The following is a 16,903-nucleotide window of genomic DNA, read 5'->3' on the forward strand; positions in this document are numbered from 1 at the left end:
CTGTCGTCTGGAAATTGGAACCTGGTCGTATGCTGCATAAATTGCCTCGTGACGGTTTACTGTCTTTATAGCGTTGTTATTCCGTCACGCACTAAACCAGTTGCCTGGGCTAGTCAACTCTCAACAGCCAACAAGCACTTGCCGCGCCAACAAACTTACCGGCTCCATCGGAGCAGGCCTTTCGTCCGCCTGATCTGGCCCCTCAACCTGGACCAGTTTTAGCTAGAGTTTTCCGGTGGAAAGGAACAACGATGAAGGCATCGCAATTTTCGGACGCGCAGAAGGCGTTCATTCTGAAGCAAGGTGATGAAGGTGTCTGTTGCTGCGATCTGCCGCAAAGCGGCATCAGTCAGGCGACCTACTTCAATTGGAGGAAGAAGTATGCCGGCATGTTGCCGCCGACAGACATCGGCGATCGGACTCCCCCTCTACCAAAATTGAGGACAATGCGATCTCCGCTTAATTTCTTCCTGCATGGGTCGTAAGTCGCAGTTCCAGATGGCCCGATTAACCGAAATTCTCGACATCCAATTCACGACATCGTCGTCACTTTTGTCGGCTTCGCGACAAGCATTCTTCCTCGCCCAATCGCGTATTTTCCGTCCAGGTAGCTGAAATAGCAGCGAATTATTGTTGGTCAGCTCAATCGGCCTGCCTGGCACGAATCTTGAGAGCTATTGCGAGGCAGCGGAACGGCCTCCGCATCCGCGTTGCGGGATAACCGCATTGCTTCGAACACATGAAGGAACGCCAAGCATGGCAGCTCTGCGTCAGATCGCATTCTATGGAAAGGGCGGAATTGGCAAGTCCACTACGTCCCAAAACACGTTAGCCGCCCTTGTGGACCATGGGCAGAAGATCCTCATCGTCGGCTGTGATCCTAAGGCTGATTCTACGCGCCTGATCTTGAACTCGAAGGCTCAGGATACGGTTCTTGATCTCGCAGCAACGAGAGGTTCGGTTGAAGATCTTGAACTCGAAGACGTGCTCAAGGTCGGCTATAAAGGTATCAAATGCGTGGAGTCTGGCGGCCCGGAGCCGGGCGTCGGCTGCGCGGGACGCGGCGTTATCACGTCGATCAACTTCCTCGAAGAGAACGGCGCCTACAACGATGTCGACTACGTGTCTTATGACGTGCTCGGTGACGTTGTGTGCGGCGGCTTCGCGATGCCGATCCGTGAAAACAAAGCTCAGGAAATCTACATCGTCATGTCCGGCGAAATGATGGCCCTCTATGCCGCCAACAATATCGCGAGGGGCATTCTAAAATATGCTGCAGGCGGCAGCGTCCGCCTGGGTGGGCTCATTTGCAACGAGCGTCAGACCGACCGCGAAATCGACCTCGCCGAAGCGCTGGCTGCCAAACTCAATTCTAAGCTCATCCATTTCGTGCCACGCGACAACATTGTCCAACATGCCGAGCTTAGAAAGATGACGGTAATCCAATATGCGCCGGACTCTCAGCAAGCGGCCGAGTACCGGACACTTGCCCAAAGAATACATGACAATTCTGGCAAAGGCACCATCCCGACCCCCATCACCATGGAAGAACTTGAGGACATGCTTCTCGATTTCGGCATCATGAAAACCGATGAGCAGATGCTTGCCGAACTTCAAGCCAGGGATGCGAAGTGATAGCTGCCCAGTGATCACACTGACACGGGCGCGCAGCGACACGCAAAGCGCCCGCCATCCCGTGAAGGAGGTTTCGCCAATGAGGCTTCATCCGGATTTTCTAAGGGGTAGGGTCAATGAGCCTCAAATACGACAATGACAGTGACTTCCACGCGAAGCTTATAGCAGACGTGCTGTCGCAATATCCGGGCAAAGCAGCGAAGCGCCGCAGTAAACACCTTAGCGTGGCAACGAGCGAAAAGGACGCCGGCGAGGACCCAAACACGATTAGCGAATGCGAGGTAAAGTCGAACATCAAGTCTGTTCCTGGCGTGATGACGATCCGCGGATGCGCCTATGCCGGTTCAAAGGGCGTTGTCTGGGGACCGATCAAGGATATGGTTCACATTTCACACGGGCCTGTGGGCTGTGGTCAATATTCCTGGTCGCAACGTCGCAACTATTACGTCGGTCTGACAGGTATCGACACTTTCGTGACCATGCAATTTACCTCCGATTTCCAGGAGAAGGACATCGTTTTCGGCGGTGACAAGAAACTGGAAAAGGTCATTGACGAGATTGCTGAACTTTTCCCGCTAAGCAATGGCATCAGCCTGCAGTCCGAATGTCCGATCGGTCTGATTGGCGATGACATTGAGGCCGTAGCGCGAAAAAAGGCCAAAGAACACACGACGACCGTCGTGCCGGTGCGCTGCGAAGGCTTCCGTGGTGTCTCACAATCACTTGGCCACCACATCGCCAACGACGCAATTCGAGATTGGGTCTTCGACAAGAAAGACTTAAAATTCGAGCCGGGTCCTTACGACGTAAATGTCATAGGCGACTATAACATTGGCGGCGATGCATGGGCGTCGCGCATCCTGCTCGAAGAGATCGGATTGCGCGTGGTCGGCAACTGGTCGGGAGATGCAACACTCGCCGAAGTGGAGCGCGCCCCGAGAGCTACGCTCAACCTCATTCACTGCTATCGGTCGATGAATTACATCTCCAGACACATGGAGGAAAAATATGGCATTCCATGGATGGAGTATAATTTCTTTGGCCCATTCCAGATCGAAGCCTCGCTGCGCAACATAGCCAAGCATTTCGGGCCGGAGATCGAAGATAGAACGGAAAAAGTCATCGCCAAATACCGACCCTTCGTTTCGGCTGTGGTCGACAAATATTGGCCGCGTCTTTCTGGCAAACGGGTGATGCTCTACATCGGCGGATTGCGTCCTCGTCACGTCATCACCGCCTATGAGGACCTCGGAATGGAAATCGTAGGAACCGGCTACGAATTCGGTCATGGCGACGACTATCAGCGCACCGGCCACTACGTAAAAGAAGGCACGTTGATCTACGACGACGTGACTAGCTACGAACTAGAGAAATTCATCGAGCGAATTCGGCCTGATCTGGTCGGGTCCGGCATCAAGGAAAAATACCCGGTGCAGAAAATGGGCATTCCGTTCCGTCAGATGCACTCCTGGGATTATTCTGGTCCGTATCACGGTTATGACGGCTTCTCGATCTTCGCCCGAGACATGGATATGGCCATCAACAATCCGGTTTGGGGTCTTTACGATGCGCCCTGGAACGACCGCGCTTCGGCGGTGGCAGTAGCATGAGCACCTAGCATTTCTCGAAGAAAAACGCGGGAGGCCTCGCGCCGAAAGTCTCTGTCCCGCCTCCATGTCGCAGCCAACCGAAAGAGGTGACCCTATGCCGCAATCAGCTGAGAAAGCTCTCGACCATGCGCCTTTGTTCTGCGAGCCGGAATATAGGCAAATGTTGGCCGAGAAAAAGCTGAACTTCGAATGCCCACACCCGGATCAGGTCGTGTCAGACCAACGCGAATTCACGAAGAGCTGGAAATATCGCGAGAAAAACCTGGCCCGCCAAGCCCTTGTCGTTAATCCAGCCAAAGCCTGCCAGCCACTCGGCGCGGTCTTCGCAGCGGCGGGATTCGAGCGAACGATGTCGTTCGTTCATGGCAGCCAAGGTTGCGTTGCCTACTACAGATCGCACCTATCACGCCATTTCAAGGAACCGTCATCGGTGGTCTCGTCATCGATGACAGAAGACGCCGCTGTATTTGGTGGCCTGAAGAATATGGTCGACGGTCTCGCCAACACGTACAAGCTCTATAACCCGAAGATGATCGCGGTGTCGACCACATGTATGGCCGAGGTCATCGGAGATGACCTACATGGCTTTATCGAAAACGCCAAAAGTGAAGGTTCGGTCCCGCGCGATTTCGATGTCCCCTTCGCCCACACGCCTGCCTTTGTCGGCAGCCATGTCGATGGCTATGACAGCATGGTAAAAGGTGTGCTGGAGAATTTCTGGAAGGGCACCGCGCGAACTGAAGCCACCGCTACCATCAACATCATTCCTGGATTTGATGGCTTCTGCGTTGGGAACAATCGCGAATTAAAACGCCTGCTCGACTTGATGCAAGTGAATTACATGTTCATCCAGGACGCATCAGATCAGTTCGATACGCCTTCCGACGGCAATTTTCGGATGTATGACGGCGGGACCAGCATCAATGACGTGAAGGCGGCGTTGAACGCGGAGTGGACATTGTCCCTGCAATATTACAACACTCGCAAGACGTTAGATTACTGCAGAGACGTTGGACAAGCGGCGACCTCCTTCCACTACCCTCTCGGCGTCGAAGCTACCGACGAACTGCTGATGGTGATATCGGAGATTTCCGGCAGAGAAATTCCCGAGGCGATCCGTCTGGAGCGCGGCCGACTCATCGATGCGATGGCGGACAGCCAAGCTTGGCTGTATGGAAAAAAATACGCGATCTACGGCGATCCAGATTTCGTTTATGCGATGGCGCGCTTCATCATGGAGACCGGCGGCGAGCCAACCCACTGCCTCGCCACAAATGGCACCTCAGCTTGGGAGGACGAGATGAAGGAACTCCTCGCATCCTCGCCCTTCGGGAAGAATGCACAGGTTTGGCCAGGCAAAGATCTCTGGGCACTGCGCTCGCTACTGTTCACCGAGCCGGTGGATCTCCTGATCGGAAATTCTTATGGGAAGTATCTCGAACGGGACACCGGTACCCCACTGGTTCGGCTGATGTTTCCAATTTTCGACCGGCACCATCATCATCGATTCCCCCTCATGGGCTACCAAGGCGGACTGCGTCTTTTAACGGCGATCCTCGACAAGATCTTCGACAACCTCGATCGCGAAACAATGCACGCCGGTGTGACAGATTATTCGTATGACCTCACTCGCTAAAAGCGGCGGCCGGCCAGGCGGCCTATCTCTCAACCAGATATGAAGGCAGACGAATGTCCTCGCTCAACGCCAAAAACAAAGATGCCTTCCACGAGCTAGCGAGTGAAAAGAGCGGCAGCAAGGGTCCTAAGGCGCGCCTAAGGAATTGCGCGAGGCCAATGGCCCCGGGAACGGCCGTCGGCGGTTGCGCTTTCGACGGCGCCAAGGTCGCACTGCAGCCGATCACGGATGTCGCACATCTTATTCACGCGCCGCTCGCCTGCGAGGGAAATTCCTGGGACAACCGTGGCGCTGCCTCGTCAGGCCCAACACTTTGGCGCACGAGCTTCACGACTGATCTTACGGAAATCGACATCGTAATGGGACACAGTGAACGGAAGCTCTTTAAAGCGATCCGGGAAATCAAGGATGGGTATGCGCCCGCAGCAATCTTCGTCTATTCAACCTGCGTTACGGCGATGATCGGTGACGACATCGACGTTGTTTGCAAGCGAGCGACGGACGAATTTGCCTTACCGGTGGTGCCGGTCAATGCGCCAGGCTTTGTCGGGTCTAAAAACCTCGGCAACAAGCTAGCGGGCGAGGCACTGCTCAAGCATGTCATAGGTACCGTGGAGCCCGATGAACCAGGCCTTTGCGACATCAACATACTCGGCGAATTTAACCTCTCGGGTGAGTTCTGGCAGGTGAAGCCGCTCTTGGATAAGCTCGGCGTCCGCGTCCGCGCCTGTATTCCCGGAGACGCGCGATATCTGCAAGTCGCCTCCGCCCACCGCTCGCGCGCAGCGATGACGGTGTGTTCGACAGCGTTCGTTGCGTTGGCACGTAAGATGCAGGAACGCTGGGACATTCCATTTTTCGAGGGCTCCTTCTATGGCATCTCCGGCACCTCGGAGGCACTCCGGCGGATCGCCGATCTGCTTGTAAAGAAGGGTGCTGACCCCTCGCTTTTGCATCGCACAGAAATCCTTGTAGCGGAAGAAGAGGAAAAGGTGTGGAAGAGGCTGGAAGCCTACCGACCTCGCCTTGAGGGCAAGCGCGTGCTTCTAAATACAGGCGGCGTGAAATCCTGGTCGGTCGTCCATGCCTTGATGGAGATCGGCATGGAGATCGTCGGCACATCAGTCAAGAAATCGACGCTCGAAGATAGGGAGCGAGTGAAACAGACCCTGAAGGAGGAGAACCTCGTGTTCGAGTCGATGTCGCCGCGCGAGCTTTTCTCGCTTCTGCTCGAGAGAAAGGCTGACATCATGCTGTCGGGCGGACGCACCCAGTATATAGCGCTAAAGGCAAAACTGCCCTGGCTCGACATTAACCAGGAGCGTCATCATGCTTACGCTGGCTATGAGGGAATGGTGCAACTTGCTCGACAAATTGACCTGGCAATCCACAATCCGATGTGGCCGCAGGTGCGCGAGCCGGCGCCATGGGAGCAGGCCTTGGTCGTTTAAAAACGAGCGAAAAGAGAAGCGTAAGCGCGTCGAACCAAAACCGCGAGATCACTCGCAAAAAATGTTGAGGTCGTACTATGGCACGCGTCGTATCTCAAACGAAGTCGGCGGCGGTCAACCCCCTGAAGTCGTCTCAGCCGCTCGGTGCTGCCTTCGCCTTTCTGGGCGTCGACGGCGCAATACCTCTGCTCCATGGCAGCCAGGGATGTACGAGCTTCGCGCTCGCACTGCTCGTGAGGCATTTCAATGAAGCGATCCCGCTTCAAACGACGGCGATGAACGAAGCCGCGATAATCGTCGGCGGCGCGGATCGTCTCGAAGAGGCAATTCTCAGCCTCAAAGCCCGCACAAGGCCACGACTGATCGGGATATGCACGACCGCATCGGTAGAGGCCCGCGACGAGGATGTCGCCGGTGACGTCGAAAACATCAAACGCAAGCGGGCGATAGAACTTGTGGGCACCGAAGTGGTACTCGCCAACACGCCGGACTTTGACGGCGCGATAGAGGAAGGTTGGTCCAAAGCTGTTACCGCCGTGATCGAGGCACTAGCGCGACCTGACAAGCAGTATCGCAATCCGAGGAAGATCGCGATCTTGCCTGGCTGGAACTTGACAGTTGCCGACATAGAACATCTGCGCGAGACGGCCGTAAGCTTCGGGCTCGACCCGGTTATTCTGCCCGACGTATCCGGAGCGCTCGACGGCTCCATCCCCGAAGATTGGATGCCGACAACGTATGGCGGCACGAAATTGGAGGAGATCCGCGATCTCGGTGCGACGATGCAGTGTATCGCAATCGGTGAGCACATGCGGCGACCGGCTGAAGCGCTGCAGAGACTGACCGGCGTGCCGTACGTGCTGTTTAGATCGCTGACGGGCCTAGAGAACGTCGATCGCTTTATTCGCCTGCTTGCCGCTGTGTCATGCAAACAGACACCGCTCAATGTCCGCCGTAACCGAATGCAGTTGCAGGATGCCATGCTCGACGGACATTTCCATATGGCAGGCAAGAAGATCGCAATTGCCTCCGAGCCGGATCAACTCTTCCAGTTCTCCGATTTTTTTACTGCCATGGGTGCGGAAATTGCGGCCGCGGTCACCACGACCGGCACTTCGAAGGCGCTCGAGATGGTACCGGCGAAGACCGTCAAAGTCGGCGATCTCAGTGATCTGGAAAGTCTCGCCGCAACGGCCGATCTTATCGTCACTCACTCGCACGGCCGTGAAGCTGCCAGACGTCTCGGCGTTCCGCTGATGCGGGTGGGTTTCCCCATGTTCGACCGCTTCGGCAGCCAGCACAAGCTTACAATATTATACCGGGGAACCCGCGACGTGATCTTCGACTTCGCGAACATCATTCAGGCTAACCACCCTCCGAACCCCTGGCCCACTTGACTCAACCGACAGGCGGGAATCGCAAAAATGAGATCAGTTCGTCGCCTCTCGCTCTTCAATGGCGGACTTCATCAACGCGGACGAAATGGCAGTTGGGCGCTTTGCGAATCGATCGGCCAAATGATTGGCCATCTATGACGCGACGCGCGACGCCGTGGACCTTCGTGGAAGCCGCTAGGTTCGAGATATCTCCGACGAGATCGGAAGACACCGTATCGAAGGAGGACTGCACCGGGCAAAGATAGCGGCGTTAGACAGCTGCCCGCTCGCATTTTGTCCCGCAATCGGCGCGCCCTCGGCGGTCACATTTGTCATCGGCAGAACTCGCTAAATTGGAGGAATCTATGACAAGCTCATCCGCGACTCGCGACGGGTCCCTATGGATTCCGGAATATCTGAATTCGATCAACCCTGCGATGTGCATCGGCTGCGGTCGCTGTTTCAAGGTCTGCTCACGTGAGGTCATGCATCCCTACGGCATCGATGAAGCAGGTGAAATGCTCGGTGTCTGCGATGGCGAGGACGACTTTAATGGTGAGCTCAGTCGCGTGATCATGGTCATTGACTATCCCGGCCGCTGTATCGGCTGCGGAGCGTGCGCACGCGTCTGTCCCAAGAATTGCCAGACTCATATCGCCGTTGATGATCGTGCGGTGCACGAATCTTGAATTCCGTTCGGAGCGGTAGAAGCCGCCGGCGCTATTCACAGCGCGAGACAATCGCATCGGTTCGAAGGCGTGGAGAAGGCGGCATGGCAGCTTTGCGTGAAAGCAAATCCAGCCATGCGACGCGAAGCTCTTTCTGGGCATCCAATCTGCCATTCGGAGACGATCATCACTGGAAACACCAGGTCGAAAGTCCAACGATCCGAAGAGAGGGGACATTGAACTGTGAATCAAGCCGCGACTTACCTCTCTACCATTATTCTTTGCGTCGCCGAAGCGACTGTTGCGAGTGAAACCAACGTCATGCCCAACCCGTCCGGACTCGATGTGCTCGACCTCGGAGCATGTAAACCCGCCGACGAGGTCGACAGCCTTCCGGTTACATCCTTGGGTGGCGGAAGCGAGCTTCGTAATTTGAAAGCAAGATCCAACCGTGAGCTTCTAAATGAGGATACTCATGAGAGCATTAGATATTTCTGTCGTTGGAGCAACCGGGGCGGTTGGAACGGCCCTGATCAAGTTATTGGAAAAAAGCGAGATTGCGATCAATCGACTGCGGGTGTTCTCCTGTAGTTCAGGTGCGCGCCAATTCAAGTTTCGAGACCAAACATATGTAGTTGAGGCACTCCGCGACATCGGCGATATCGCCGATACAAAAGCCGATATCGCATTCTTCTGCGCAGGCGGTGACGTAAGCGCCAAATGGGGGGCTCCGTTCGCATCCCAAGGCACCTTGGTGATTGACACCTCGAACTCCTTTCGAATGGACCCTGACGTACCTCTCATCGTACCACAAGTTAACGCCCGTTCACTTACTGTTCGCCCATCGCCTGGAATAGTAGCAAACCCAGATTGCTCCACGATACAGCTGGTTCGGGCACTGAAACCGCTGATAGCGACGTTCGACATTCACCAGATCATTTTGACTACCTATCAGGCAGCGTCTGGAATGGGTCTGCTCGGGTGTAAGGAGCTACTAAACGGTGCCGAAGCCGTGCTTGAGGGGAGCGCCGGCCCCCCTGCGGAGAGGTTTCCTGTCCCTCTCGCGTTCAATGTCATACCGCAGATCGGAGAGATTTCCCGCGAAGGCGTGGCTCTTGAGGAACGCAAGCTGGTTCAAGAATCACGGAAGATCTTCGGTATGCCTCATCTGCAGTTAACTGCCACCTGCGTTAGAGTGCCGGTAAAGACGGGTCATTCCGAGGCGGTATACGTCGAGTTCGACGATCATGTTCGACTAGAACAGGTCCGTGAGCTCCTGGCAAATGAACCAGGTGTTCGACTTTATGCTGATGAAATTCGCCACGGATATCCAACGCCGCGCTTTCTGGGAGATCCTGCAGATGTTCACGTCGGACGGGTCCGAGTTAATCCCGAGAATCCGCGCGGGCTGTGGATGTGGGTGGTAGCCGACAACCTTCAGGTTGGGGCCGCACTCAACGCACTCCTCATCACACAGCTTGCGATCGCTAATAACTTGATCGGTGAAACATGAAAACGACCACTGTCAATTTTGGGGCTCGAATTTTCGAGGTCCTTGTAATACGCTTGAGTTGCTCGGAATTTAGGTGAGCTGCGGTCTGTAAGCGGAAATAAGATTATTGCTGTGGTTAGCGCAATGTCTGGAATGACCGACGAGCTGAAAGCAACCATGCTTGGCGTCAACAGGGAAGCATCACCATCGAATCTTGATGCGGCGCTTGCCACCGGCGAGATGCTAAGCGCGCCTGATGGATGCTGCAGTCAGCTGCCTTGGGACTCCCGTAACGTCGTTGAACGGCTATGTCCTAGGGATACCCACTAATTCAGACTTCGGCCGAGCGTCAGTAAAATGCGCTAAGCGCGGTGCCGGCGGATGTGGTGCCAGGCACATTTCGACACAAAACATGCCCGCGCGCCCACAATAAAAATGGCAGACTTGGCCAGCGCAAGCACCGCAGGCGTGATCCAAACTCACCCAGGGCTAGCTTTCATAGAGTCGCGCCGCTTAAGGCAGGATTTTTCGGTTCAGGTCGAAGCATGACAGCGTCAGAAGGCAACGACCTTGGCGAGCGCCCGCTTCTCGCGGCGTCGCTGGACCGAAGAGGCGATGTTCATTGCCTCTCTATATTTCGCAACGGTGCGGCGGGCGAGATCGACGCCGCCCTTCTTCAGCATGTCGACGATATCGTCGTCGGAAAGCACCGCCTCCGGGCTCTCCTGCAGGATCAGCGCACGGATCTTGTGACGCACGGCCTCGGCCGAATGGCTGTCGCCGCCGGCGACGGCGCTGATCGAGACGGTGAAGAAATATTTGAGTTCAAAGAGGCCGCGCGGCGTCAGCATATATTTGTTCGAGGTGACGCGGCTGACGGTGGATTCATGCATCTTGATCGCCTCGGCGACCGTCTTCAGGTTCAGCGGGCGCAGATAGTCGACGCCGTGCAGCAGGAAGGCGTCCTGCTGGCGGACGATTTCGCTTGCCACCTTCATGATGGTGTTTGCCCGCTGATCGAGGCTGCGGGTCAGCCAGTTGGCGCTCTGCAGGCAATCGGAGAGGAAGGCCTGAACCTCTGCATCCTTGGTCTTTGTCACCCGGGAAAAATAGGACTGGTTGACCAGCACGCGCGGCAGCGTATCCGGATTGAGCTCGACCAGCCAGCCGCCATCCGAGGCGGATCTGACGACTACATCCGGCGTGATCGCTTCGGAAACACCCGCTTCGAAGCCACTGCCGGGCTTCGGATTGAGCTGACGGATCTCGCCGAGCATGTCGAGAAGATCCTCCTCGTCGACGCCGCAAAGCCGCTTCAGCGTGGCAAAATCACGCCGGGCCAGCAGTTCGAGGTTTTCGACCAGAGCCTGCATGGCCGGGTCGTACCGGTCCTTCTGCCTGAGCTGGATCGCCAGGCATTCGGCGAGGCTGCGGGCGAAAACACCTGGCGGATCAAGGCTCTGCAGGGTGGCAAGCACGCGCTCGGCCTGTGCGAGGCTCGTGCCCAGCCTCTCGCCCGCCTCGACGATATCGGCCTGCAGATAACCGCAGTCGTCGAGCTGGTCGACGAAATTCTGCGCGATCAGCCGGTCGGCCATGTCAGGCAGGACGAAGGGGATCTGCTGGACGAGATGATCGCGCAGCGACACCTGGCCGGCGACGAAATCGTCGAGATCGTAGTCGGCGCCCTCGCCGCTGCCCGGCATCGACTTCCACTGGCTGACGAGTTCCGGCGCATCGAGGCGCTGCGGGGGGGCACCGTCATCAGGAAAGACATTGGTGTAATTGGCGTCGAGTTCGTCGTTCAGCCGACTGGTGCTGGCGCTGCCGCCATTGTCATACCAGTCGCTGGAGAGCGCCTCGCTGCGGTTGTCGTAGCCGTCGTCCGAGCCGGCATCCTCCGGCTGATGAGCATATTCTCCATCTTCGGCATCGCCGCGTTCGCCGCCCGCCTCACCGTCATTCGACGGAAATTCGAGCAGCGGGTTCTTCTCCACTTCCAGGGCGATGAACTGGTTGAGTTCGAAATGCGTCATCTGCAGCAACTGGATGGATTGCATCAGTTGCGGTGTCATCACCAGGGACTGGGTCTGGCGCAGGAGGAGATTGGCGGACAGTTTCATGATAAAGTTCCACTTAATTCTTGGGACCATGCCTGAACATGACCGCAGGGCACGGAGATCGGTGCCTTCACGTGGAATTGGCACCTGCTTGGCATCATGAACCACTTGGGGCAACTTGGGCGCCCCGGCGCGTGATAGCTTTCAAGAAGTGTGCCAAAACCATCGACTGGATTCCGAAAAAAGAATATGCCTAAGTTTCATTTATTTATGGCGAGCAGTGAACTTGGTTGGGAAAGGGCATTTGTCGCAGAGCCGACAAACGACGACAATGTGAGGTTTAGGGTTTTCGTTCATCGGTTTCGTCCTCGGCGAGGATTCGCCAGGCGGCGCCTTGAAGGTCGTCATACTGGCCGCTCTTCAGCGACCAAAGGAATGCCAGGAGTCCCATTCCTCCCATCAGCAGCGCGATCGGTATGAGATAGATCAACATGTTCATGCGGCTTTGACCTCCGCACTCCTGCCGATCCCCCCTCGAATTTTCATATCCCGACGCTTGCCGAACGCGTTCAGGCGCAAGGCGTTCGTCACGACGATGATCGACGATGTCGACATTGCCACCGCCGCTATGAGCGGTGTCGCCAATCCGGCGATGGCGATCGGCACCGCCAGAACGTTGTAACCGATGGCGAGAGCGAAGTTCTGCCGGATGAGGCTGGCGGATCTTCGCGCAACGGCGATCGCTTCCGGAACAGCGTCAAGGCGCTCATTGAAAAAAACGAGGTCGGCGGCCTGTCTGCCGATATCGGAGGCCGTGGCCGGCGCCATCGAGACATGCGCCGCAGCAAGTGCCGGGGCGTCGTTGATACCGTCGCCAACCATCAGCACGCGACGACCTTGGCCATTCAGCCTCTGGCATTCCTCGACCTTCTGTTTCGGCGTCAGAGAGCCAAAAGCCCTGTCGATACCCAGAGCATGCGCCGTATTGTCGACGACAGTCTGCCTGTCGCCGGACACGATCAGCGTTTCAAGACCGGCTGCACCGAGCCGATCGGTGGCCTCGTACGCACCCGGACGAAGCGTGTCGTCGAAGAAGAAGCGGGCAAGATCGACGCCATTCTTCGACAAGACCACTTCCGAGTACGGACTATCGGCAGTCCGGGGTACGAAGCTGGTTCCGCCGGCAAACGCTGTGTTGCCCAATCGATAGATATCCGCTCCGTTCCTGGCCTTCAGTCCGCCACCGGGGATTTCCGTGACGCTGTCGAAGGATATGGGGGCGGTTTCGGTATCCCGCACCAGGGCCTGAGAAAGAGGATGCCGTGAATGCTCGGCCAATCCGCGGGCGATTGCAGTGGCGCTCTCGTCCATTGTGTCCACTCCGACAAGCCGCGGACTGCCCATCGTCAAGGTGCCTGTTTTGTCAAAGGCCACGGTGTCGGCCTCGGCCAGTCTTTCAAGTGCTGAACCGTCCTTCACCATGATGCCCTTCCGGAAAAGCTCCCCCGCAGCGACGACCTGGACCACGGGCACGGCAAGACCCAACGCACATGGGCAGGTGATGATCAGCACCGTTACGGCGACCAGCATGGCCTGTTTCCAGTCTCCGCCCAGGATGCCCCAGGCAAGAAAAGAGACCAACGCCAGCAGATGCACGACCGGGGAGTAGAGTGCGGCAGCGCGATCGGCGATTCTGCGATAGCGAGCCCTTCCGCCCTCAGCGGCTTCCATCAGGCCGATGATCTCGGAGAGAAGCGAATTCTTGGCAATTCTCGTTGCCCGCAACACCAGCGAGCCGGTCAGATTCATTGCCCCGGAACTCACTTCGCTGTTGCTGGCAACGGCGACGGGGCTGCTTTCGCCGGTGACGATGGAGAGATCCACGTCGCTTTCTCCGCTGACCACTACGCTATCGACGGGAACCCTTTCGCCTGCCGCTATCGAAATTTCATCTCCCACCGCGATCTCTTCTACCGCAATGTAACGTCGGGACCCGTCCGGATTGATCAGCAAGGCCCCGCGCGGCGCCAGCCTTGCGAGTCCGTTGATCGCCGCCCGAGCCTTTTCCCGCATGACATGGTCGAGGGTTCTGCCGATCAGCAGGAAGAAGAGCAGCGAAACCGAAGCATCGAACCATGCATGCTCGCCGTGATGGACGGTTTCCCATAATGAAACGGCATAGGAGATCGTCACGGCGAGCGAGATCGGAACGTCCATGTTGGTGCGCCCGTGCCGGAGCGCATTCCAGGCCGATTTGAAGAAGAAGCGCCCCGCATAAACCAGCGCGGGCGCTGCTATCATCGCCGAGATCCAATGAAACATGTCGCGCGTCGCGGCGTCTGCGCCCGACCAGACCGATACCGAGAGCAACATGATGTTGGCGGTCGCAAAACCGGAGACGCCGATCGCGAGAAGAAGCTGATTTCTAGTCTTGTCGTTCTCGGGCGCCGAGGGGGTAAACAGATGCGCGCGATATCCGGCCGAGTTGATCGCTGCGAGGATCTTGGACGGATCGGTTGCACGCGTCTCGATCTCCTCCTGGTAAACGCAGGTCACCCTTCGAGCCGTGAGATTGACGCGCGCCGTCTTGACGAAGGGAAGCGTCAACAACGCCCTTTCGATGGTCGAAATGCAGCCGCCGCAGTGAACGTCGGGAACACTCAGGTCCAGCTGACGCAATCCCTCGCCGAGCGGCTGGCTGGCAAGGCGGACCTCTTCGGCACTGGATGATGTCGTGCTGAGGGCAAGCACGCTTTCTGCGTCCATGGTACAGCAGGTCATTGGCCTAACTCCGCAGTATCGAGGCGTTTTGCCTCATGCATGACGACCACGCCGCCGTTTCGCGAGATGGCCTCGACGATCCAGTCACCTTCGGCTAGGCCATGCTCCGCTTCGAACCGCCCCGCGGCTGTCTTCCTGAGCGTAAGGTGGAAGTCCTCGTGGTCTCCGACGGGCCGTTTGAAATTCAGAACGACGTCGTCGACGATCGCAGGCGATCCGCTCTTGTCGTGAATGTCGTAGCGGATCTCGTGCCCCTTTATGGAAAGGGTGCCCTCGATGCCGGAAGTGGCCATTGCCTTCATCGCCGCCGCTTTGCGGTTGAACTCCTGACTGGCGACATAAGTGTTTTCCACGACCAGCCCGCTCCAGCTGGAAGAGGCATAGAAGGCCATGGTGACGTTCACCGCGATCACCACACAAAAGAATGCCGAGGTCGAAAGCAGCATGTGCAGGCCTGTAAAACCTTGAGTGGAGGTCTTCATTTGATGTCTCCCGGTGCATTGAACGCCGCGCGGTAGGTTGCCCGATCGGCATGATCGGTATCTTCGATAACGAACAGAAATTCATTGGTCGCGGCTCCGGTAGGTTTGCGCGTAACGAAGGCCTTCAGCGTCGTGGCCGCGTCGGGTTCGGCATGGACTGTAAAGCTGCGAGCGTCCTCCTTGCCGAACTCGGGAATGCGCATCGTCGCCCCCTCCAGCCCGACCAGGCTTATGTTCACATCCCTCGGCGTCGGCACCATGTTCAGGACACGAAGCGTGTAGCCATTCCGCAGAGAGCCGTCGCTTTCCAGAACATATTGGGGGTTTCGGTCGTGAACGACGTTGAGTTCAAGGCGCTCCCGAAAGGCGAGATGGACCAGCATGGCCATGCCGACCGACGCCCAGGCGACTGCGTAAAACACGGTTCTCGGACGAAAGATGATACGCCAGTTGAAGCGTCGGATCGCTGGAACGAAGGTCCCATCCTGATTTCGAACCCTGGACGGCTGGACGGCCGTTCGTCCTTCGTCCGTGGCGAGCGACATATTGCTCGAGTATTCGCTCAGCGTGGCGTAGGCGATCAGGCCGCGAGGCTTCCGCCGCTTTTCCATGAGACCGTCGCAGGCGTCGATGCAGAGCGCGCATGTGATGCACTCCATCTGCTGTCCGTCGCGAATATCGATTCCCATCGGACACACCGCCACGCAGGCATTGCAATCCACGCAATCCCCGACCAGCAGGCCCCTGGCTCGAGCTTTCTTCGGGTAACGTGACCGCTGCTCGCCCCGCCAGTCATTGTAGGTGACGACGAGAGAATTTTCGTCGAGCATCGCACCCTGGATACGTGGCCACGGGCACATGTAGGTGCACACCTGCTCTCGCATCAGACCGCCGAGCACATAGGTCGTTGCAGCAAGGATGGCGACGGTGGTGTAGGCGGCTGCAGGCGCGCGGCCGGTGAATAGTGAAACAAGCAGGCTCGGCGCGTCGGAAAAATAAGAGATCCACGCTCCGCCCGTGACGACGCCGATCAGCAGCCAGATCGAATGTTTGACCACACGCTTCCTCAGCTTGGCAAAGCTCATGGGACCAGCATCAAGCTTCATTCGCGCGTGTCGATCGCCTTCGATCGCACGTTCGACGACGAGAAAAAGATCAACCCAGACGGTCTGCGGACAAGCGTAACCGCACCATGCGCGGCCAACCGCGGAAGTGACGAGAAACAGGCCGAACCCCGCCATGACGAGCAGACCCGCCACATAATAAAATTCCTGGGGCCAGATTTCGATGAAGAAAAAGAAAAAGCGCCGTGAAGACAGGTCGATGAGGATTGCCTGGTCAGGCGCGTAAGGACCGCGATCCCAGCGAATCCATGGCGCGAGATAGTAGATGCCGAGGGTGATCAGCATCACGATCCACTTGAACCGACGGAAACGTCCCTCTGTACGCCTGGGAAAAACCTTCTTTCGAGGTGCGTAGAGAGGCTGTCGATTGCGACGGGCATTGACCGGCTTGACACTGAGCCTTTTGATGTTTTCGGGATCTGATGCAGTGTAGAGGTTCATAGGACCTATCCGATTTCACCTGCCGTTGTCCCATCTGCCGCGCAACCGTCCTTGATGCAGATCAAGAGCGAGGGCCTTCCCGCGAAGCGAAACGCCACGCCTCCGGAGAGGCGTGGCCCTGAGCTGCGGGGAACAACCACAGCTGGG

General features: G+C 57.1%; 12 protein-coding genes and 2 pseudogenes. 9 read left to right on the forward strand and 5 right to left on the reverse strand.

Annotated elements, in window-relative coordinates; genetic code table 11:
- Positions 1–251: 251 nt before the first annotated feature.
- The 9 genes and pseudogenes from J0663_RS30845 to J0663_RS31880 all read left to right on the forward strand — a co-directional run.
- Positions 252–401 (forward strand): annotated as a pseudogene (locus J0663_RS30845) (transposase); the annotation flags it as partial.
- A gap of 355 nt (positions 402–756) precedes the next feature.
- The gene (gene nifH, locus J0663_RS30850) at positions 757–1,635 is read left to right on the forward strand and encodes a nitrogenase iron protein (protein ID WP_028756151.1); all 879 of its coding nucleotides are present in this window, start codon (positions 757–759) and stop codon (positions 1,633–1,635) included.
- A 116-nt stretch (positions 1,636–1,751) separates the two neighbouring features.
- Positions 1,752–3,245: a nitrogenase molybdenum-iron protein alpha chain gene (gene nifD / locus J0663_RS30855; protein ID WP_207246279.1), complete on the forward strand. Its 1,494-nt coding sequence runs from the start codon at positions 1,752–1,754 to the stop codon at positions 3,243–3,245.
- Positions 3,246–3,339: 94 nt separating this feature from the next.
- Positions 3,340–4,881 carry a nitrogenase molybdenum-iron protein subunit beta gene (nifK, locus tag J0663_RS30860; RefSeq protein WP_207246280.1) on the forward strand — a complete coding sequence of 514 codons (1,542 nt, stop codon included), beginning with the start codon at positions 3,340–3,342 and terminating at the stop codon, positions 4,879–4,881.
- Positions 4,882–4,934: 53 nt separating this feature from the next.
- Positions 4,935–6,332: a nitrogenase iron-molybdenum cofactor biosynthesis protein NifE gene (gene nifE / locus J0663_RS30865; protein WP_207246281.1), complete on the forward strand. Its 1,398-nt coding sequence runs from the start codon at positions 4,935–4,937 to the stop codon at positions 6,330–6,332.
- A gap of 77 nt (positions 6,333–6,409) precedes the next feature.
- Positions 6,410–7,729: a nitrogenase iron-molybdenum cofactor biosynthesis protein NifN gene (gene nifN, locus J0663_RS30870; RefSeq protein ID WP_207246282.1), complete on the forward strand. Its 1,320-nt coding sequence runs from the start codon at positions 6,410–6,412 to the stop codon at positions 7,727–7,729.
- A 344-nt stretch (positions 7,730–8,073) separates the two neighbouring features.
- Positions 8,074–8,397, forward strand: a complete 324-nt coding sequence (gene fdxB, locus J0663_RS30875; protein ID WP_207246283.1) for a ferredoxin III, nif-specific — start codon at positions 8,074–8,076, stop codon at positions 8,395–8,397.
- A gap of 454 nt (positions 8,398–8,851) precedes the next feature.
- Positions 8,852–9,889, forward strand: a complete 1,038-nt coding sequence (locus J0663_RS30880; RefSeq protein ID WP_207246284.1) for an aspartate-semialdehyde dehydrogenase — start codon at positions 8,852–8,854, stop codon at positions 9,887–9,889.
- Positions 9,879–10,226, forward strand: a pseudogene (locus J0663_RS31880) (amino acid kinase family protein); the annotation flags it as partial. The gene J0663_RS30880 and the pseudogene J0663_RS31880, both read left to right, overlap by 11 nt.
- Before the next feature lie 196 nt (positions 10,227–10,422).
- Here J0663_RS31880 and rpoN read toward each other — a convergent pair.
- From rpoN to ccoG, 5 genes are all read right to left on the reverse strand, one after another.
- Complete coding sequence (gene rpoN / locus J0663_RS30885; RefSeq protein WP_207246285.1) at positions 10,423–11,991, reverse strand: RNA polymerase factor sigma-54; 1,569 nt, start codon at positions 11,989–11,991, stop codon at positions 10,423–10,425.
- A gap of 277 nt (positions 11,992–12,268) precedes the next feature.
- Positions 12,269–12,427, reverse strand: a complete 159-nt coding sequence (gene ccoS / locus J0663_RS30890) for a cbb3-type cytochrome oxidase assembly protein CcoS (RefSeq protein WP_028734514.1) — start codon at positions 12,425–12,427, stop codon at positions 12,269–12,271.
- On the reverse strand, positions 12,424–14,709 hold the full coding sequence (locus J0663_RS30895) for a cation-translocating P-type ATPase (RefSeq protein ID WP_207246286.1): 2,286 nt from the start codon (positions 14,707–14,709) through the stop codon (positions 12,424–12,426). Before J0663_RS30895 ends, ccoS begins: the two co-directional genes overlap by 4 nt.
- Positions 14,706–15,191 carry a FixH family protein gene (locus J0663_RS30900; protein ID WP_207246287.1) on the reverse strand — a complete coding sequence of 162 codons (486 nt, stop codon included), beginning with the start codon at positions 15,189–15,191 and terminating at the stop codon, positions 14,706–14,708. Before J0663_RS30900 ends, J0663_RS30895 begins: the two co-directional genes overlap by 4 nt.
- A complete protein-coding gene (gene ccoG / locus J0663_RS30905) occupies positions 15,188–16,756 on the reverse strand; it encodes a cytochrome c oxidase accessory protein CcoG (RefSeq protein WP_207246288.1) in 1,569 nt (522 codons plus the stop codon). The genes J0663_RS30900 and ccoG overlap by 4 nt, the downstream gene beginning before the upstream one ends.
- Between the last annotated feature and the right edge of the window lie 147 nt (positions 16,757–16,903).

This window comes from Rhizobium lentis, from assembly GCF_017352135.1.
GTDB lineage: Bacteria > Pseudomonadota > Alphaproteobacteria > Rhizobiales > Rhizobiaceae > Rhizobium > Rhizobium lentis.